Source organism: Citrobacter sp. Igbk 17, from assembly GCF_028069775.1.
GTDB lineage: Bacteria > Pseudomonadota > Gammaproteobacteria > Enterobacterales > Enterobacteriaceae > Citrobacter.
This window is the reverse complement of the sequence record NZ_JANEWI010000049.1, coordinates 1-17,928: the sequence shown is the minus strand read 5'-3', so window position 1 is coordinate 17,928 and position 17,928 is coordinate 1. Positions and strand designations below refer to the sequence as shown.

Below are 17,928 nucleotides of genomic sequence, written 5' to 3'. Positions count from 1 at the left end.
AGCAACGGACATTTCTATTACCCCTTTATATGAGATAACGGAGAGCAGGCCAGTCCATTAGTTACAAATTGCATGAGTGCAAAACTCCTTTTTAGACGATGCGTGATTCACATACTTCCGTGTCTATAGCTCGTAAGGGAGCAATATTTTCAGAAAGGATGACGGTGCTAATTCTTAGAGAAGAGGCCGTCGGCAAAGTCTTATGTGACGTCTGCCGGACCCGGTACTACAGCAGAGGGTGGAGGCTCTCTATTTCCTTTTGATTGAGCGGGTAACGCTGCCCATCAATGCCATTTAATTTCTTTAAATGGTCGATTATTTGGGACAGTTCGATGTCTGATTCAAGAAGAACCGCTTTTAGAGCCGCAGGACTGATACTATTTCTCATACAGCTTGAAAGCATAACAATCATATCCTTCAGGTCAGAACGATAATAGCGAAGGTATTGATTGAACGTCGGGTATTCTGATGGAACGAACAGCGATTTTGTTGAAGAATCCCCCAAAGAGTTGTCCCAGATGGCACGCCTTAGGCAAAGATGCAGATAGGCTTCCTTCCAGTATTTGGTATTGATGGTGTCATCAATAGTCATCATCTCTGTCACGGCATCATACAGATGCTGGTGCAGGTCAATAACGTCCTGCTGATAGCTCTGTTGCCCATCGGTGTATAGCCCTGCAAGCTGGTCCAGCGCAGCAATACCCGTCGTACACAACACTAAAAGCATCTCACCTACCTGATGGCGTAACGTATATTTTTCTGAAGGCGAATCAGCAATGCCGAATTCCGCAACCTCCCTGATTAAATAAGCTGAATTCCACAAGGTCAGCCATTCTTCAGCTGTATTGCCCTGTTGGACAAGCGGGAAGGCAAACAGATGAGAAGCGAGCCCAGGAAAAGGTTGTCCTTCTCTCCTGTAAAACATTGAGAGGCGTGAGGATAATTGATCCAATGCCACCTTGCTGATTTCACTGGATTCCGGACGCCATAACCGATTAAAGATGGTTACATCCTGTAGAGGATAGCTGTTGTCATGAGCATAGTTAGAACGGGCAGCATAATAGCTGAGGACTTCCCATGCAGGGGCCTGGGGTGGGCTGCTATCGGGTAAGGATATGGCTGAGGCTTTTCTGCCCAATGCATCATTTAGCAGTGAATATGCGAAACTCGGGCGGGATAGATCTTCGCCTCCCCGGTCATCCAGCAGAATCTGGCGCGTTAACCATGCCGACCAGCGGGTTACAATTCCGGCGTAGTCGGGACGAACGCTCAGCGTTTTGGCAATAATTTCCGTCAACTCCTCCAGTTCGGCCCTGAAAATGTCTTCTGGGACTTTCTCTCGTTTCAAAAGCTGGTGAGGAAGTTCCTGCAATCTCGACATAACGTGCGAAAGTAACAGGGGCAGGAGTATATTTTCGTTCCACTCACCCTCATCAGAAAACGCAGGAGCCGCGCTAGCTGCCAATCTTTTCCATCGTTCAAGCCGGGGTGAAAACATTCCAGCACCTGAGACCATCAGGATAGAATCAAGCAAAAATGGGTTTTCTGATGAATTCAGAAGAGCTATCAGTTTCTCGAAATCAATATCGGCCAGCAGTGCAAACAGCTCAGCCTCCTGAAAACCTGTGGGATCTGCCAGGTGTATGCCGCGCCAGACTTGTTCAAGCTTTTCACGAGTGTTCGCCCAGGCGGAAAGACGATTGGCATTATCATTTCGTTGTCGGTGAAAAGACGGGGTGAGTTTTCCGCACTCAATGGCGTTAAAAACAGAGGTTATCAGTTGAACATATATTTCTTCAACGTCAGAGTTCTGTTTGCAGAGCGCCAGCATAGCATTTCGTAATCCATACTCAACGACAACCGAATTCGCTGCCAGGTTGCGCACTTTTTCCCAGGTTTGAATATCCGGATACAGATTAAGAATCTTCGCGCAGAACAGAGGAACAATGAACTCATCATCAGTGTCTTGAGTGTTACCATCACACCATGACGCAATAAGCAGTTCCGCATCGGTTTGATTTGCGATAAATGCGTGCTGCAGATCCGCTACAGCATTCTCCAGTAAGCCATCAAACGAAATCAGCCAAGAAAAAAACGAATCCGCTGAAGAGGCTGGTTCGCTGACTGCTGAATAATTTTTACGACTAATGTCAGGCCATTCTACTAGTTCATTCACACCATCACCTTCCAGGCCAAATTAAAGAAATCTGCAGCACCAGTTTCTATCGCACACCAGCCCCTGCTGACCGCGCTCAGAGAGGTATGAAAGCCACCGACGGTCGCCCCGAAGTGCCAGAGTTCATCATCAATTATTGCAAAGCGGTCATGTATTAAATCGTTATCCATTTTTTCCCTGATGACTAAGGAAAACTTCGTTTGTCCGGAAGCGCGCCTCTGATTTATGTCACCAACAAGGACATCAAAAATGGAGCGCTGAGAAGCACCAAATCCAGGATCATGACATGTCAGAATGCGTATATCAGTGGCATCAATCCGAGGGTGAAACCATCCTGCAATATCAAGCACATAATCATCCTGTTTGATTTTATCGCTGGGTGAGGACAAGAAATGGCTATCCATTATCCAGACTCGGTTTTTAGCTTGTTTAACTGCCTCGACAAAATGTGACAAGGGGAGAGGGGAACTTAAGCCTCGGCGTTGATGCAATGCGCTTATGTCTGGCGGAAACCGTTCAGGATCACCGTCCGGCACGCACCCCCAATAAATTGCCTGTGCAGGAAGTGTTCTTGGACTTGGAACGGGCACTTGGACTGGAGATGAAAATCTTCCCATATTATTCATCCACCTTATCCGAACGATCGCCTGTATTCACATTAAAGTAGACGTCTATAGGCTGCCCCCTAGTCTTCAGTTTCTTGAGGTTATCAATAATTGGCTGTGGGTCTGGGAGCTTAACGATTACGGAAGCCTGTTTACCAAATGAATTCAGTGAATTTCCAGAAAACCAGACCTCGCTGTCAATAACCACAAAGCGATCGTGCAAGAGGTTGCCTGGAAGAATATATGTGTTAACGGTTATATGTTGCGTCTGGCGAAGATGATCAATTGTTTGGCTGAAGGCTGAGGCCTTTTCTTCAGAAGATTTTCCTTTGAAAGATTTACTCGTGGTGAGAATGTCTACAATGACTTCCGGAGAACTCACTTTGTATAAATACTGAGCGAACTGAAGCCCGCTGAAATAGGGATCAGCAATGATAATTTGTTTTTTTGCTCCCTGAATAAGGGAATGGAAAAAGCGCATTGCGTCTATACGGCTATCATCATTGAACCACCGCTGACCTTGTGTATCAGCCTGGAGCTTTCGTTCACGCCGAATATGCTGCTCACGCCGTAACGCTCTGTACCTTAGCGGTTCTGTTTTATTGACTACCACTGAAGTGGTGTTGTGAAGCGTGCTCCGTGAAGCGTGATAAGTCATACGGGGTGAGCCTGGAGAATCATCGATAGGAACGTCAATGATGTGCTGATTTCTGTCAGCAACCCCCATACCTACATTAATACTACGGAGGAAAGGCGCGGGAGCACTGAAAGCCAGTATCCCATGTTCCTGAGAGCGGAGTACGTATCCATATTCACCATCACATGTCCCTTTCATCTGCTGGACGATCCCATCCTCCGGCAACGACAGCGTCTGGAAGTCTGTCAGTAGATTCATATCCTTATCAAACGTAGTGAGTTGAAGCCCTTGCACTGTCTGACCGGGTCTGGGGACAAAACGAAAGAACAACGATTCTTCGCCGGTAGTTGTATCTTCCGTTATGAAATTTTCAATCTGACGGATGACAGGTTGTGGGCTGACATAACACGCACTGCCAAGATACTCCTGATAGGTGCGAAAATTTATGTGCATACGACTGGCTATAAAAGCGCAGGCTCGATCATCAAGTAAAAAATGCTCAAATTCCTGGGCACCAGTACTGAACCGGCGGTGTATGCAGGATGTCATGCTGCCAATAAAGGGAGCTGGGTCATTTTCTGCAGAGGGTAAGCTGAAAAAACCCTCTCCAATGGGCAAACTCATCTGAGGCCAAGGTTTTTCATCAAATAATGGGCCGACAAAAAACTTTATCCCATCGTATTTTTCATCCCTGTCCACTTCACGAGTAGGTAAGGGAGTTTTAGAAAAACCATCACTCAGAGAACGGTACCATTCCAGTGCCTCTGATTCTGAAAGTAATGCTCGCCGAAAATAAATATTTTCATCAGATCTTTTGACGCGAATCCGGTCAACCCCAGCCATTGGAGGAGGCGGCATTCTCTCTGGGGCAAGCGCAGTCACAGTGGCGAACAATAATCTGGCTGGTCCCTTGCCTTTCGGGGGCGAGATCGTTGCGAGTCTGATAATTGCCCAGCGCTCCGGTGTGTCGAGTAAGTCCATTACTAATAGCCGTCGTGATTTTAATGAGAAAAACACAATATACGCTGGGCCATAGACTGAAATCTAGAGAGTTTCAGATCATCGCAGGCTTCAGTTTAGCCAGTCCATGCTTCGTTTGTGCTGGCTGCATAAAGATCTCACTTGAGAAAATTTCAGTGCTCTGGCATATGGAGGAACTTTCCAAAAAATTCTAATAACAATCAAAAGGAGCAGCTCGTTTTATCTTGTTGGCTACTTTAACCACAACTTAATCCATTTTGACCTGCCCTCAGTTGCTCACACAGACTGTTGTTAGCTACTTCCGCTTCTGGCACAAAGCCGCCCTTCTCCCCTGTTATCGTTTCTCGTATCAACCGCAGCGTCCTGAAAAACTACGTATTATTGCGAGACACTTTCCTGTTTCCTCCAGCAAGCATTTCCCCTTACTCCCCATTTTTTTACTCTCTGGTCTCAACTTGTCAATTCATAATGTAGTTTATAAAATACATGGAGCGTCATCATGGAAATTCTTCAGACAATGGTTTTCCTGCGTTGGGAGCAAAACCTACGGGACAGGAGAGCTAAAACGCTCATTGCCACACGCCTTTTTCGTTTGGCCAATGGTTTAGCTGGTGATGTTAAACCTGTTGGAGAATGCTCGCTCGTTCACTGGATTCACAGGAGATCTTCTGCCATGAATAAACTTACTCACTACGATCCCGCGACTGCGCTGGTTGATGATGAAGAAATTGCCGTGTTTATGGCCGATGCCCTCGAAACAGGTGATGCAGCGTACATTGCAAAAGCACTGGGCGTGGTGGCTCGTGCTAAGGGAATGGCGAACATCGCAGCAGAAACGGGATTATCCCGCGAGCAGCTTTATCGCTCTTTTAGTGAGAAAGGTAACCCGACGCTGAAAACCACACTTGCAGTGATGAAGGTACTCGGTATTGAATTGACACTTAAAAAATAGCCCCAGCTTCTCTCCCCCTTCCAACATCGTGAGCCATATCAGTAAGGTGTTACACTGACAGTGGTAGCATTACCGCGGTTTGTAATTTTCTGATTACATGGAGAAATGATGGAACTGCTTTTATTGAGTAACTCGACGCTGCCGGGCAAAGGTTGGATGGAACATGCGCTGCCGCTAATTGCTGAGCAGCTGAATGGTCGCCAAACTGCGGTGTTTATTCCGTTTGCCGGTGTGACGCAAACCTGGGATGAGTACACGGCGAAAACGGCAGCCATCTTTGCGCCAATGGGCGTCAATGTTACGGGAATTCATACCGTTGCCGATCCGATTGCCGCTATTGAAAACGCAGAGCTGGTGATTGTCGGCGGGGGTAATACCTTCCAGTTACTGAAGGAAAGCCGCGAACGCGGTCTGTTGGCCCCGATTGTGGATGTCGTCAAACGCGGTGCGCTGTATATCGGCTGGAGCGCGGGTTCCAACCTTGCCTGCCAGACCATCCGCACTACCAACGACATGCCGATTGTTGATCCTAAAGGTTTTGATGCGCTGGGTCTGTTCCCGCTGCAGATTAACCCGCACTTCACCAATGCACTGCCGGAAGGCCACAAAGGCGAAACGCGTGAACAGCGTATTCGCGAGCTGCTGGTAGTAGCACCAGAGCTGACGGTGATTGGCCTGCCGGAAGGGAACTGGATTAAGGTAAGTAACGGTAAGGCCGTTCTTGGTGGCCCGAACACCACGTACATCTTTAAAGCAGGTGAAGAGGTGGTTGCCGTTGAAGCAGGTCACTGCTTTTAGTTGATGGGTTGTCTGATGCCGGATGGCGGCTTTGTCTTATCCGGGCTACAACTGTAGGCCTGATAAGCGCAGCGCCATCAGGCAGTTCAGCGCACATTGCCGGATGCGGCGTAAACGCCTTATCCGGCCTACCGGACTGCGCCACCGGGCAACATTTCACCTGTCCTCGTTAGTACTCACGCTCGTCATCTTCATCCGGCTGTTCCAGCACACTGTAAGCCACGGAGCAAAACAGTGAATTCAGACGCTGCATATCGCCCAGTAACGCCAGGTGCAGAGAGCTGGTCTCAATGCTCTGCACGTTCTGCTGATGCAGGCGGTCAACGTGAGCATGCGAATAACGACGATTCAGAATACGAAAGCGATGCTTGCTACGCCGCAGGCGGCGGGCGCTGGTCACATCGCCAGAGAAGAACACCGACATTGCCAGTTGCAGGTTACTGAGCAGCAGATCGTAGAGCGCATCCAGTTCTTTTAACCCTTCGACGGAAAATGCCCGCCGCGCCGCCAGCGACTTATCGGCAATTTCGCTGCCCATACGTTCAACGATATCGGAAGCCTGCTCGAGGTTGAGCGACATTTCGATAATTTCTGCCCAGCGACGCGACTCTTCTTCCGCCAGCTCATCTTTAGGCATGCGTGCCAGATAGAGCTTGATGGCCGTATACAATACGTTGATGTCATCGGCCATCCTGCGCAGTTCTTTTTCTTCGCGCGGTTCGCCATGCATCACCTTCTTCAACCCCTCCATCATTTGCTCCATCGCATCACCAATACGCAGGGCTTCGCGGGCAGCATTCGCCAGAGCGAGCGTTGGTGTATCCAGCGCGCTGACATCCAGATGCTTAGGTTTCAGATGCGCGTCCAGTTCGGGTTCATCGCGGATAATACGTTTACAAAAACGCGCCATCGGTTCGGCAAACGGTACCATCGCCACGCAACGCACCAGGTTGTAGAACACGTGGAAGTAGATAACCAGTTCAGATTTCGGCAGCGGCAGCTCATCCATCAAATTCGCCAACGGATGAACAAACGGCAGGATAATCAGGCTGCCCACCAGCTTAAACAGCAGGCTGCCGAGCGCCACACGACGAGCAGCGGCATTCGCAGCGCTGTTGTTGAGCATCGCCAACAGGCCAGAGCCGAGGTTGGCACCAATCACCAGGCACAGCGCCACCGGGAACGAGATAATGCCCGCTGCGGTCAGCGTTGCCGTCAGCAAAACTGCCGCCAGGCTGGAGTAACTGATAATCGCGAACATGGCGCCGATCAGCGCATCGAGCATGATATCGCCGGTGAGTGAGGCGAAAATCACCTGTACACCATTGGCCTGAGTGATCGGCGTTACCGCCTGCACAATCAGCTCCAGCGCCAGCAAAATCAACCCCAGACCAATACCTACCCGGCCCAGCTGTCCAGCACGAGACTGCTTGCGCCCAAGAAAGAAAATGACGCCGATAAAAATCAGCAAGGGCGACAGCCAGGAGAGATCGAAGGTCAGGATACGCGCCATCAGCGCGGTCCCCACATCGGCACCCAGCACAATGACTAACGCAGGGGTAAGCGCCACCAGGTCCTGCGCGACGAATGAGGTCACCAGCATAGTGGTAGCGTTGCTGCTTTGCACCAGAGCAGTCACGCCGATCCCCGCACAAAAGGCGAGCGGCTTCTTTTCAACACTACGGCTGAGCACAGTGCGTAAACGGGCACCAAAGACACGCATCACGCCGGTACGCACAATATGCGTACCCCAGACCAGCATAGAAACAGCAGAAAGCAGGTGTAACAGAGTTAGCACGGAATCAGGTTCTCCTTATATTTATATGTTCCTGAGGTTCATCGCCATGACGTACCGCCTGATGGCGCTACGCTTATCAAGCCGACAAAAATGCGCCATCCGGCAAGCAGTACCAATGAACCTTCTTTCAGTATAAGGGTTTAAACGTAATAAAGAGACAGGGCACTCATTGAGCGCCCTGTTTGTTGTAAAGAAAGATGACAGTTTTGTGAATCAATCGGCATCGTAGCCGAGATTCGGCGCTAACCAGCGCTCAACCTCCGCTACGCTCATCCCTTTACGGAACGCATAGTCTTCAACCTGATCGCGCTGGATTTGCGCCACGGCGTAGTACTTGCTGTCCGGATGACTGAAATACCAGCCAGAGACCGATGCGCCTGGCCACATGGCGTAGGACTCGGTCAGCTTCATCCCGGTGTGCGTTTCCACATCCAGCAGTTCCCAGATGGTGGCTTTTTCGGTGTGCTCAGGACACGCCGGATAACCCGGTGCCGGGCGAATCCCCTGGTAGTTCTCACGGATCAGCTCTTCATTGCTGAGGTTTTCGTTCGCCGCGTAACCCCAGTAGACTTTACGCACGCGCTCATGCAGATATTCCGCAAACGCTTCAGCCAGACGGTCGGCTATCGCTTTCACCATAATCTTGTTGTAGTCATCATGCTGCGCTTCGAAAGCATCCGCCAGCGCGTCTTCTTCCAGACCACCAGTGACCGCAAAAGCACCGATATAATCCGCCTTGCCGCTCAGTTTCGGTGCCACGAAGTCAGACAGGCAATAGTTGGCGAAACCCACTTTTTCCGTTTGCTGACGCAGATGATGACTCACGTTAAGCACGTGCGTCCGTGTTTCATCACGGTAGATCTCGATATCATCACCAACACGGTTGGCCGGGAACAGACCAACAACGCCACGCGGATTCAGCGTCTTCTCAGCGCTGAGTTTATCCAGCATATCGTTGGCATCTTTGAACAGGCGCTTTGCCTCTTCGCCCACCACTTCATCTTCCAGGATACGTGGATATTTTCCAGCCAGCGACCAGGTCATAAAGAATGGCGTCCAGTCGATGTAATTGCGCAGCGTTTCGATACTGGCTTCAACTTCCTGTACGCCCAGGCGATGGGCCACCGGCGGGGTATAGCTTTCCCAGTCAAATGCCAGATCATTTTCACGCGCTGCGGCCAGTGTTACCGGTGGGGTGCGCGGTTTTTTACGCGCATGCTGGATACGCACGGTTTCGTACTCTTTACGCGTACGGGCAACAAAATCGTCACGCTGGGTATCGGAAAGCAACGCGGCAACGACGCCAACGGTACGCGAGGCGTTTTGCACATACACCGTCGGGCCACTGTAGTTCTGCTCGATTTTCACCGCTGTATGCGCTTTGGAGGTGGTCGCTCCGCCAATCAACAGCGGAATGGTAAAGCCCTGACGCTCCATCTCTTTCGCCACGTTGACCATTTCATCCAGCGACGGGGTAATCAGCCCCGAGAGACCAATCAGGTCGGCATTCACTTCACGCGCCGTTCTGAGGATTTTCTCCGCCGGCACCATCACACCCAGATCAACGATTTCGTAGTTGTTACATTGCAGCACCACACCCACGATGTTTTTGCCGATGTCATGCACGTCGCCCTTCACGGTCGCGATGACCATCTTACCGTTGCTGGAGCCTTTCTCTTTGCTGGCCTCAATGTACGGCTCAAGGTAGGCCACTGCCTGCTTCATTACGCGGGCGGATTTCACTACCTGCGGCAGGAACATTTTGCCTTCACCGAACAGGTCGCCAACGACGTTCATACCGTCCATCAGCGGCCCTTCGATAACTTCGATCGGACGCGCAGCCTGCTGACGAGCTTCTTCGGTATCCAGCTCAATAAATTCAGTAATGCCTTTCACCAGCGAGTACTCGAGGCGTTTTTTCACGTCCCAGCTACGCCATTCCGCCAGTTGGGTGTTCGCCGTGTCGTCAGTTTTACTGCCGCGATATTTCTCAGCCAGCTCCAGCAGTCGTTCGGTGCCATCGTCACGGCGGTTAAGGATCACGTCTTCAACCGCATCGCGCAGCTCGGCAGGCAGGTCGTCATAAATCGCCAGCTGTCCGGCGTTGACGATCCCCATATCCATGCCGTTACGTATGGCGTAGTAGAGGAATACCGCGTGAATGGCTTCACGCACCGGGTCGTTGCCGCGGAACGAGAACGACACGTTGGAGACGCCGCCAGAGATCAGTGCATGCGGCAGTTCACGTTTAATATCTTCGCACGCACCGATAAAGTCCTGAGCATAGTTGTTGTGCTCGTCGATACCCGTTGCAACCGCAAAGATGTTCGGGTCGAAGATGATGTCTTCCGGCGGGAAACCCACCTCTTCGGTGAGAATGTTGTACGCCCGACGGCAAATTTCGATTTTACGTGCACGGGTATCCGCCTGCCCCTGTTCATCAAAGGCCATCACCACCACCGCCGCACCATAGCGACGCAGCAGCTTCGCGTGGTGAATAAAGGTTTCTACCCCTTCTTTCATCGAGATAGAGTTAACGATGCCTTTACCCTGAATGCACTTCAGCCCTTTTTCGATGACGTCCCACTTCGAGGAGTCGATCATAATCGGTACACGGGCGATATCCGGTTCCCCAGCGATCAGGTTGAGGAAACGCACCATCGCCGCTTCGGCGTCAAGCATCCCCTCATCCATGTTGATATCGATAATCTGTGCGCCGCTTTCCACTTGCTGGCGAGCCACGTCCAGCGCTTCGCTGTATTTCTCTTCTTTGATCAGGCGCTTAAATTTCGCCGAACCGGTGACGTTGGTACGCTCGCCGACGTTCACAAACAGGCTGTCGTCACCGATGTTCAGCGGCTCAAGGCCGGACAGACGACAGGCTACCGGGATCTCCGGCAACTGGCGCGGTGGTAAGCCATCAACCGCGCGGCTCATGGCGGCGATATGTTCCGGTGTGGTACCGCAGCACCCGCCCACCACGTTAAGGAAGCCCGCTTCGGCCCATTCACGGATTTGCGCCGCCATGGTGTCGGCATCGAGATCGTACTCACCAAAGGCGTTTGGCAGCCCGGCATTCGGGTGTGCGGTAACGTAGCATTCGGCAATGCGCGACAACTCCTGCACATACTGGCGCAGCTCGTCCGGGCCTAATGCGCAGTTCAGACCAAAGGTCAGCGCATCGGCGTGGCGCAGCGAGTTATAAAACGCTTCGGTAGTCTGGCCGGAGAGTGTACGTCCGGAGGCATCGGTTATCGTGCCGGAGAGCATGATCGGCAGCTCAACACCCAGTGCTTCAAATTCTGTTTTCACCGCAAAAATCGCCGCCTTGGCGTTGAGGGTATCGAAAACAGTTTCAATCAGGATCAGGTCACTGCCGCCTTCCACTAGCGCTTTGGTGGATTCGCGGTAGGCGGCCACCAGCTGATCAAAGGTAATATTGCGGTAAGCCGGGTCATTTACGTCTGGCGAGATAGATGCCGTGCGGTTGGTTGGGCCAAGCACGCCAGCGACGTAGCGCGGTTTTTCCGGTGTACGGGCCGTCCACTCATCCGCGCAGGCGCGCGCCAGTTTCGCCGCGGCAAAGTTGATTTCCGCCGACAGGGATTCCATCTGGTAATCCGCCATAGCGATAGTCGTGGAGTTAAAGGTGTTGGTTTCGATGATATCCGCGCCTGCTTCAAAGTAGGCGTTATGAATCGCGGTGATCACGTCCGGTTTGCTAAGCACCAACAGGTCATTGTTGCCTTTTAGATCGCATGGCCAGTCGGCAAAGCGTTCACCGCGGAAATCTTCTTCACTCAGACGGTAACCCTGGATCATGGTGCCCATACCGCCGTCCAATACCAGAATACGTTCTTTTAACTGCTGACGTAATTGTTCAACTTTGCTGCTCACACTCGCTCCCGACGACGCTCAACCAGACCGAAAAAAACTCAACAGGTCATACTGGCACAAACCTGAGAGACGGAAAAGCAAACAACGGGCAACATGAGACATGTTCAGCTTCACTCATCCGATCAGTGCAGGAATTCTTGCATTATAATCGAATAAAACGAAAATGATTTCCACGATACAGAAAAGGAGTCTGCCATGGTTGCCACTGTCCCCGCGAAACGCGGTAGAAAACCCGCGGCCACTACTACGCCTGCAACCGGGCAGGTTCAATCTTTGACCCGAGGTCTGAAACTGCTTGAGTGGATTGCAGAATCCAACGGTAGCGTAGCGCTGACCGAGCTGGCGCAACAGGCTGGCTTGCCTAACTCCACCACTCACCGGTTGTTGACGACCATGCAGCAGCAGGGTTTTGTCCGTCAGGTGGGTGAATTAGGCCACTGGGCCGTGGGCGCACATGCGTTTATTGTTGGCAGCAGCTTTTTGCAAAGCCGCAACCTGCTGGCGATTGTTCACCCGATTCTGCGCAAGCTAATGGAAGACTCTGGTGAGACGGTAAATCTGGCCGTGCTGGATCAGAGCGACCATCAGGCCATTATTATCGACCAGGTTCAGTGTACACAGCTGATGCGTATGTCTGCTCCCATCGGTGGCAAACTGCCGATGCATGCCTCCGGCGCGGGTAAGGCGTTTTTATCCCAACTGAGCGAAGAACAGGTTACCGGCCTGCTGCACCGAAAAGGATTACACGCCTACACTCACGCCACGCTGGTTTCTCCCGTCCATCTGAAAGAAGATCTCGCGCAAACACGCAAACGTGGCTATTCGTTTGATGATGAAGAACATGCGCTGGGTTTGCGCTGCGTGGCATCGTGCATCTATGACGAGCACCGCGAGCCGTTCGCCGCCATCTCTATCTCAGGGCCAATCTCACGTATTACCGACGACCGCGTTACCGAGTTTGGCGCACTGGCTATCAAAGCAGCAAAAGAAGTTACACTGGCGTACGGCGGGTTTCGTTAAGATGGGGTTGCCGGGTGGCGGCTACGCCTTACCCGGCCTACTGTCCAGGGTTAGGGCAGATTTGTAGGCCTGATAAGCGTAGCGCATCAGGCACGGCGCACATTGCCGGATGGCGGCGCAAAGGCCTTATCCGGCCTACGATCGGTTTCATAACGCACGCTGAAACGCTGTTTGCGCCGGTAGGCGTAAACATCTTCCACATGTCCGTTTTTAATCCGCGTTTGCAAACCCCGCCAATAGTCGGCGCTAAATAGCTCGGCGTGCATTTCTTCAAATAAGGGTCCGATACGCGGATCGGCACATAGCCAGTGGCGAAACTCTTCCGGGAAGACATCACCCGGCGACACGCTGTACCACGGCTCTGCGCTCATCTCATCCTCCGGATAACGCGGTGGCGGGATGTGGCGGAAATTCACTTCCGTCATGTAGCAGATTTCATCGTAATCGTAGAACACCACCCGCCCGTGACGGGTTACGCCGAAGTTCTTAAACAACATATCGCCGGGGAAAATATTGGCCGCTGCCAGTTGGCGAATCGCGTTGCCATACTCTTCAATGGCATCACGCAGTTGCTGGCCTTCAACCTGCTCCAGCCAGATATTCAGCGGTACCATCCGCCTTTCGATATACAGATGGCGAATCACAATCTGATCGCCGAGGTCGGTAATTTTTTCCGGTGCTTCCTGTAACAACAGCGCCATCAGCGCCGGGTCGATTTGCCGTTTATCCAGCACAAAGTTCTCGAACTCCTGGGTATCCGCCATCCGACCGACACGATCGTGCTCCTTTACCAGTTGATAGCAAGCCCGAACATGGGCAGCCGACATCTCTTTCTGCGGTGCAAATTTGTCTTTGATGACTTTAAAGACCCGGTCGAAGCCCGGCAGTGTAAACACCAGCATCACCATGCCGCGAATGCCCGGCGCTTCAATAAACTGTTCATCGCTCCCGGCAAGATAGAGCAGATATTCACGATAGCTTTCCGTTTTCGCGTGCTTCTGGCAGCCAATCGCCATGTACAGTTCAGCGGTGGTTTTGCCGGGTAGTATCTCACGCAGCCACTCCACCGTTGCTGCGGGCAGTGGCGCATAAACCATAAAATAGGAGCGGGCGAAGCCGAACACGATACTGGCTTCCGCCGTCGTGGTCAGGCAGGTATCGATAAACAGCTCGCCTTCATCAGTACGGTGTATCGGTAATAGAAAGGGCAACGTCCCCGAAGGTGTAATGAGCTTCCCGACCAACCACGCAGCTTTGTTGCGATAAAACAGTTCGTTTGCCACCTGTAAATGGCTGCGCGACAACACCTCCCCGCCAAAGGTTTCCGTCAGGTGTCCGATGATGTAGTGGATATCTCGCTGTTTGTTCTGCCACGGCAGACGCAAAGGGAGATCGCTGAGGACACGCGTGAGCAGCCATTCCCAACCAGAATCGGGGAAAAAGTCCTTCGCCAACGGGCGTGGGATAGTGCGAAATCGACGTTCTGGCTGAGAGCTGAAAATAAACAACCGCTCGGGAGTCAGCGAGCGGTGGTCAAATAACCGACAATACACGGAGTTAAAAAAGCTCTCCGCAATCTCGAAGCGAGGGTAGTCCGGCAATAGCCGGGTATAGTGCTCTTTCACGCGAAGTAAAAAACCCGCGTCGGTGCTTTTACCGTCAGTAATACAGCGCAGTTGTTCCACCACCAGACCCACATGATGATCGTAAAGGTGGATACGACTTTTCATCGCCTGTTGAACAGCATGCCAGTCGGCATGTTCAAAACGCTGCTGCGCGCCAGAGGTAACTTCCAGAAATCGACCATACTGCGCGTCAAAGCCTTGCAGGATGGTTTGAGCAATCAGTAATTCCAGGCCACGCGACATCGATTTCTCCCATCCGGCACAACGTCATGCCGGATGGCGCGTTCGCTTATCCGGCCTACATTCTTTTGTAGGCCCGGTAAGCGCATCGCCACCGGGCAGTGATCAGAACTGCGATTCTTCAGTAGAGCCCGTTAATGCGGTCACTGAAGAGGCGCCACCCTGAATGATGGTAGTCACTTTATCGAAGTAGCCTGTCCCCACTTCCTGCTGATGGGAAACGAAGGTATACCCGTCTTTGGCTGCAGCAAATTCTGGTTGCTGAACTTTCTCAACGTAGTGGCGCATGCCTTCGCCCTGCGCATAGGAATGTGCGAGGTCGAACATGTTGAACCACATGCTGTGGATGCCCGCCAGGGTAATGAACTGGTATTTATAGCCCATGTCAGACAGCTGCTGCTGGAAGCTGGCGATGGTTTTATCGTCCAGATTTTTCTGCCAGTTAAATGACGGCGAGCAGTTATAGGCCAGCAGTTTGCCAGGGTACTTAGCGTGGATCGCATCGGCAAAACGCTTAGCCAACTCAAGATCTGGCGTGGAAGTTTCACACCATACCAGGTCCGCATACGGCGCATACGCCAGACCACGGCTGATCGCCTGCTCAATACCCGCATGCGTACGGTAGAAGCCTTCACTGGTGCGTTCGCCAGTGATGAATTCACTGTCGTACGGATCACAGTCAGAGGTGATCAAATCTGCCGCATCGGCATCGGTACGGGCAATCACCAGTGTCGGTACGCCCATCACGTCAGCCGCCAGGCGAGCGGCTACCAGTTTCTGGATGGCTTCCTGGGTCGGCACCAACACTTTGCCGCCCATATGACCGCATTTTTTGACGGATGCGAGCTGATCTTCGAAGTGAACGGCCGCTGCACCGGCCTCAATCATCGACTTCATCAGTTCGAACGCGTTCAGTACGCCGCCAAAACCCGCTTCCGCATCGGCCACGATCGGCAGGAAGTAATCCACGTAGCGCGGATCGTTCGGCTCAATACCGGTTGACCACTGGATCTGATCCGCACGACGAAAAGTGTTGTTGATCCTGTCCACCACTGCCGGGACAGAGTTCGCCGGATACAGTGACTGGTCCGGGTACATGCTGGACGCCAGGTTGGCATCCGCCGCGACCTGCCAGCCAGAAAGATAGACCGCCTCAATACCGGCCTTCGCCTGCTGCAGCGCCTGACCCCCCGTCAGCGCGCCGAGGCTGTTGATATACCCTTTCTTCGACTCACCGTGCAGTAAACGCCACATTTTCGCGGCACCAAGCTGCGCCAGCGTGCATTCCGGGTTAACCGAGCCACGTAATTTCACCACTTCCTCCGCGCTATATGGACGGGTGATGCCTTCCCAGCGCGGTTGAGTCCATTCTTTCTGTAATTCTTCGATTTGTTGAGTACGGGTTTTCATGTGCAGATGCTCCATATTGTTATGTGGTGGATTACGCCAGCAGGCGGTAGCCTGGCAGGGTCAAGAAATCGATCAGTTCATCAGAGGTAGTGATTTGCTCCATCAGGCGCGCGGCATCATCAAAACGCCCGCTGCTGTAGCGGTGCTCGCCCAGCTCGTCCTGAATCACCAGCATCTCTTCGGCCAGCATCTGACGGAACAGCGGTTTGGTAACCGGCTTGCCGTTGCTGAGCGTCTTCTGGTGGTGGATCCACTGCCAGATGGAAGTACGGGAGATTTCGGCAGTGGCCGCATCTTCCATCAGGCCGTAAATCGGTACGCAGCCGTTGCCGGAGATCCACGCTTCGATGTACTGCACGGCAACGCGGATATTGGCGCGCATGCCTTCTTCGGTGCGTTCCCCCTCACACGGTGCCAACAGCTGTTCTGCGGTAATCGGGGCATCTTCATTGCGGGTCACGAACAGCTGGTTTTTGTTATCGCCCAGTACCTCATCGAAAATCGCCATCGCGGTATCAGCCAGCCCAGGGTGTGCAACCCAGGTCCCGTCATGACCGTTATTTGCCTCCAGCGATTTATCGGCTTTTACTTTGGCCAGAACCTGGTTGTTACGCTCGGCGTCTTTACTGGGAATGAACGCGGCCATGCCGCCCATCGCAAAGGCACCGCGTTTATGGCAGGTTTTAATCAGCAGACGTGAATAGGCGCTGAGGAAAGGCTTATCCATCGTCACCACCTGACGGTCAGGCAGCACGCGATCCGGGTGATTCTTCAGCGTTTTGATATAGCTAAAAATGTAATCCCAGCGGCCGCAGTTCAGACCCACAATATGGTCACGCAGGGCATGCAGGATTTCATCCATCTGGAAGACGGCCGGCAGCGTTTCAATCAGCAGCGTGGCTTTAATGGTACCGCGCGGCAGGTTAAAGCGGTCTTCTGCATAACTGAATACTTCGCTCCACCAGGCGGCTTCTTGCCAGGCCTGTGTTTTTGGTAAATAGAAATAGGGACCACTACCTTTTGCCAGCAACGTTTTGTAGTTGTGGAAGAAATAGAGGGCAAAGTCGAACAAGCTGCCAGGGATAGATTCGCCACGCCAGGTGACGTGTTTTTCCGGCAGATGCAGACCGCGCACACGACACACCAGCAGGGCCGGGTCAGGTTTAAGTTGGTAAATTTTACCGGCTTCGTTGGTGTAGCTGATGGTGCCATTGACCGCATCGCGCAGGTTGATCTGCCCGTCGATAACTTTGCTCCATTCAGGTGCCAGCGAATCTTCAAAGTCAGCCATAAAAACTTTGACGTTCGCATTCAGTGCGTTGATCACCATCTTGCGCTCAACGGGCCCGGTGATCTCTACGCGGCGATCCAGTAAATCATCAGGAATGCCGCGAATTTTCCAGTTACCTTCACGAATGGAAGCTGTTTCCGAAATAAAATCAGGCAACTTACCGTCATCAATATCCTGCTGCTGCTGGATACGAGCAGCGAGAAGTTTATTGCGCTTTGGCGTAAATCGTGTCACCAGTTCAGTCAGAAACTCAACCGCCTCTGCAGTCAGAATTTGCTGTTCCTGCTCGCCATGCGGCCTGGTAAAGACCAGCTCATCGGTTGTTGTTGCCTGTTGATTCATTGCGTAGTTCCTCGTCATTGATCCAAACACATCCCCAATGCGAACGAAGGATCGTTGTGCGGTTTTCGTTCAGCACAACTAAGACTACCCATTTAAATTTCAAAATCAAAAACAATTTCCATTTTTAATTTAATTATCAATTAACCTATTGATAAC

At 52.1% G+C, this 17,928-nt stretch carries 11 protein-coding genes; 3 read left to right on the top strand and 8 right to left on the bottom strand.

Annotation, left to right across the window (positions count from 1 at the left end; genetic code table 11):
- Nucleotides 1-226: 226 nt before the first annotated feature.
- The 3 genes from NNO08_RS20895 to NNO08_RS20885 are packed head-to-tail and all read right to left on the bottom strand — an operon-like array spanning nt 227 to nt 4,399.
- Complete coding sequence (locus NNO08_RS20895; protein WP_271449302.1) at nt 227-2,176, bottom strand: hypothetical protein; 1,950 nt, start codon at nt 2,174-2,176, stop codon at nt 227-229.
- Nucleotides 2,173-2,802, bottom strand: a complete 630-nt coding sequence (locus NNO08_RS20890) for a hypothetical protein (RefSeq protein ID WP_271449303.1) — start codon at nt 2,800-2,802, stop codon at nt 2,173-2,175. Before NNO08_RS20890 ends, NNO08_RS20895 begins: the two co-directional genes overlap by 4 nt.
- Nucleotides 2,795-4,399: a VPA1262 family N-terminal domain-containing protein gene (locus tag NNO08_RS20885; protein WP_271457491.1), complete on the bottom strand. Its 1,605-nt coding sequence runs from the start codon at nt 4,397-4,399 to the stop codon at nt 2,795-2,797. The genes NNO08_RS20890 and NNO08_RS20885 overlap by 8 nt, the downstream gene beginning before the upstream one ends.
- Nucleotides 4,400-5,072: 673 nt before the next feature.
- Here NNO08_RS20885 and NNO08_RS20880 point away from each other — a divergent pair.
- Both NNO08_RS20880 and pepE read left to right on the top strand, forming a co-directional pair.
- Complete coding sequence (locus NNO08_RS20880) at nt 5,073-5,351, top strand: addiction module antidote protein (protein ID WP_032942057.1); 279 nt, start codon at nt 5,073-5,075, stop codon at nt 5,349-5,351.
- A gap of 108 nt (nt 5,352-5,459) precedes the next feature.
- Entirely contained in the window at nt 5,460-6,149 is a 690-nt protein-coding gene (gene pepE, locus NNO08_RS20875) for a dipeptidase PepE (protein WP_271457493.1), read from the top strand.
- A gap of 169 nt (nt 6,150-6,318) precedes the next feature.
- On the opposite strand, the gene NNO08_RS20870 is transcribed toward pepE, so the two are convergent.
- Together NNO08_RS20870 and metH are read right to left on the bottom strand one after the other, a co-directional pair.
- Nucleotides 6,319-7,947: a Na/Pi cotransporter family protein gene (locus NNO08_RS20870; RefSeq protein WP_271441892.1), complete on the bottom strand. Its 1,629-nt coding sequence runs from the start codon at nt 7,945-7,947 to the stop codon at nt 6,319-6,321.
- A gap of 213 nt (nt 7,948-8,160) precedes the next feature.
- Nucleotides 8,161-11,844: a methionine synthase gene (gene metH, locus NNO08_RS20865; RefSeq protein ID WP_271457490.1), complete on the bottom strand. Its 3,684-nt coding sequence runs from the start codon at nt 11,842-11,844 to the stop codon at nt 8,161-8,163.
- Nucleotides 11,845-12,039: 195 nt separating this feature from the next.
- Between metH and iclR the strand changes: the two genes are divergently transcribed.
- On the top strand, nt 12,040-12,864 hold the full coding sequence (gene iclR, locus NNO08_RS20860; RefSeq protein WP_137381219.1) for a glyoxylate bypass operon transcriptional repressor IclR: 825 nt from the start codon (nt 12,040-12,042) through the stop codon (nt 12,862-12,864).
- Nucleotides 12,865-12,950: 86 nt separating this feature from the next.
- On the opposite strand, the gene aceK is transcribed toward iclR, so the two are convergent.
- From aceK to aceB, 3 genes are all read right to left on the bottom strand, one after another.
- On the bottom strand, nt 12,951-14,732 hold the full coding sequence (gene aceK / locus NNO08_RS20855) for a bifunctional isocitrate dehydrogenase kinase/phosphatase (protein WP_271457489.1): 1,782 nt from the start codon (nt 14,730-14,732) through the stop codon (nt 12,951-12,953).
- 102 nt (nt 14,733-14,834) lie between these two features.
- Nucleotides 14,835-16,139: an isocitrate lyase gene (gene aceA, locus NNO08_RS20850; protein ID WP_003826506.1), complete on the bottom strand. Its 1,305-nt coding sequence runs from the start codon at nt 16,137-16,139 to the stop codon at nt 14,835-14,837.
- A gap of 31 nt (nt 16,140-16,170) precedes the next feature.
- A complete protein-coding gene (aceB, locus tag NNO08_RS20845) occupies nt 16,171-17,772 on the bottom strand; it encodes a malate synthase A (protein WP_271441889.1) in 1,602 nt (533 codons plus the stop codon).
- Nucleotides 17,773-17,928: the final 156 nt, after the last annotated feature.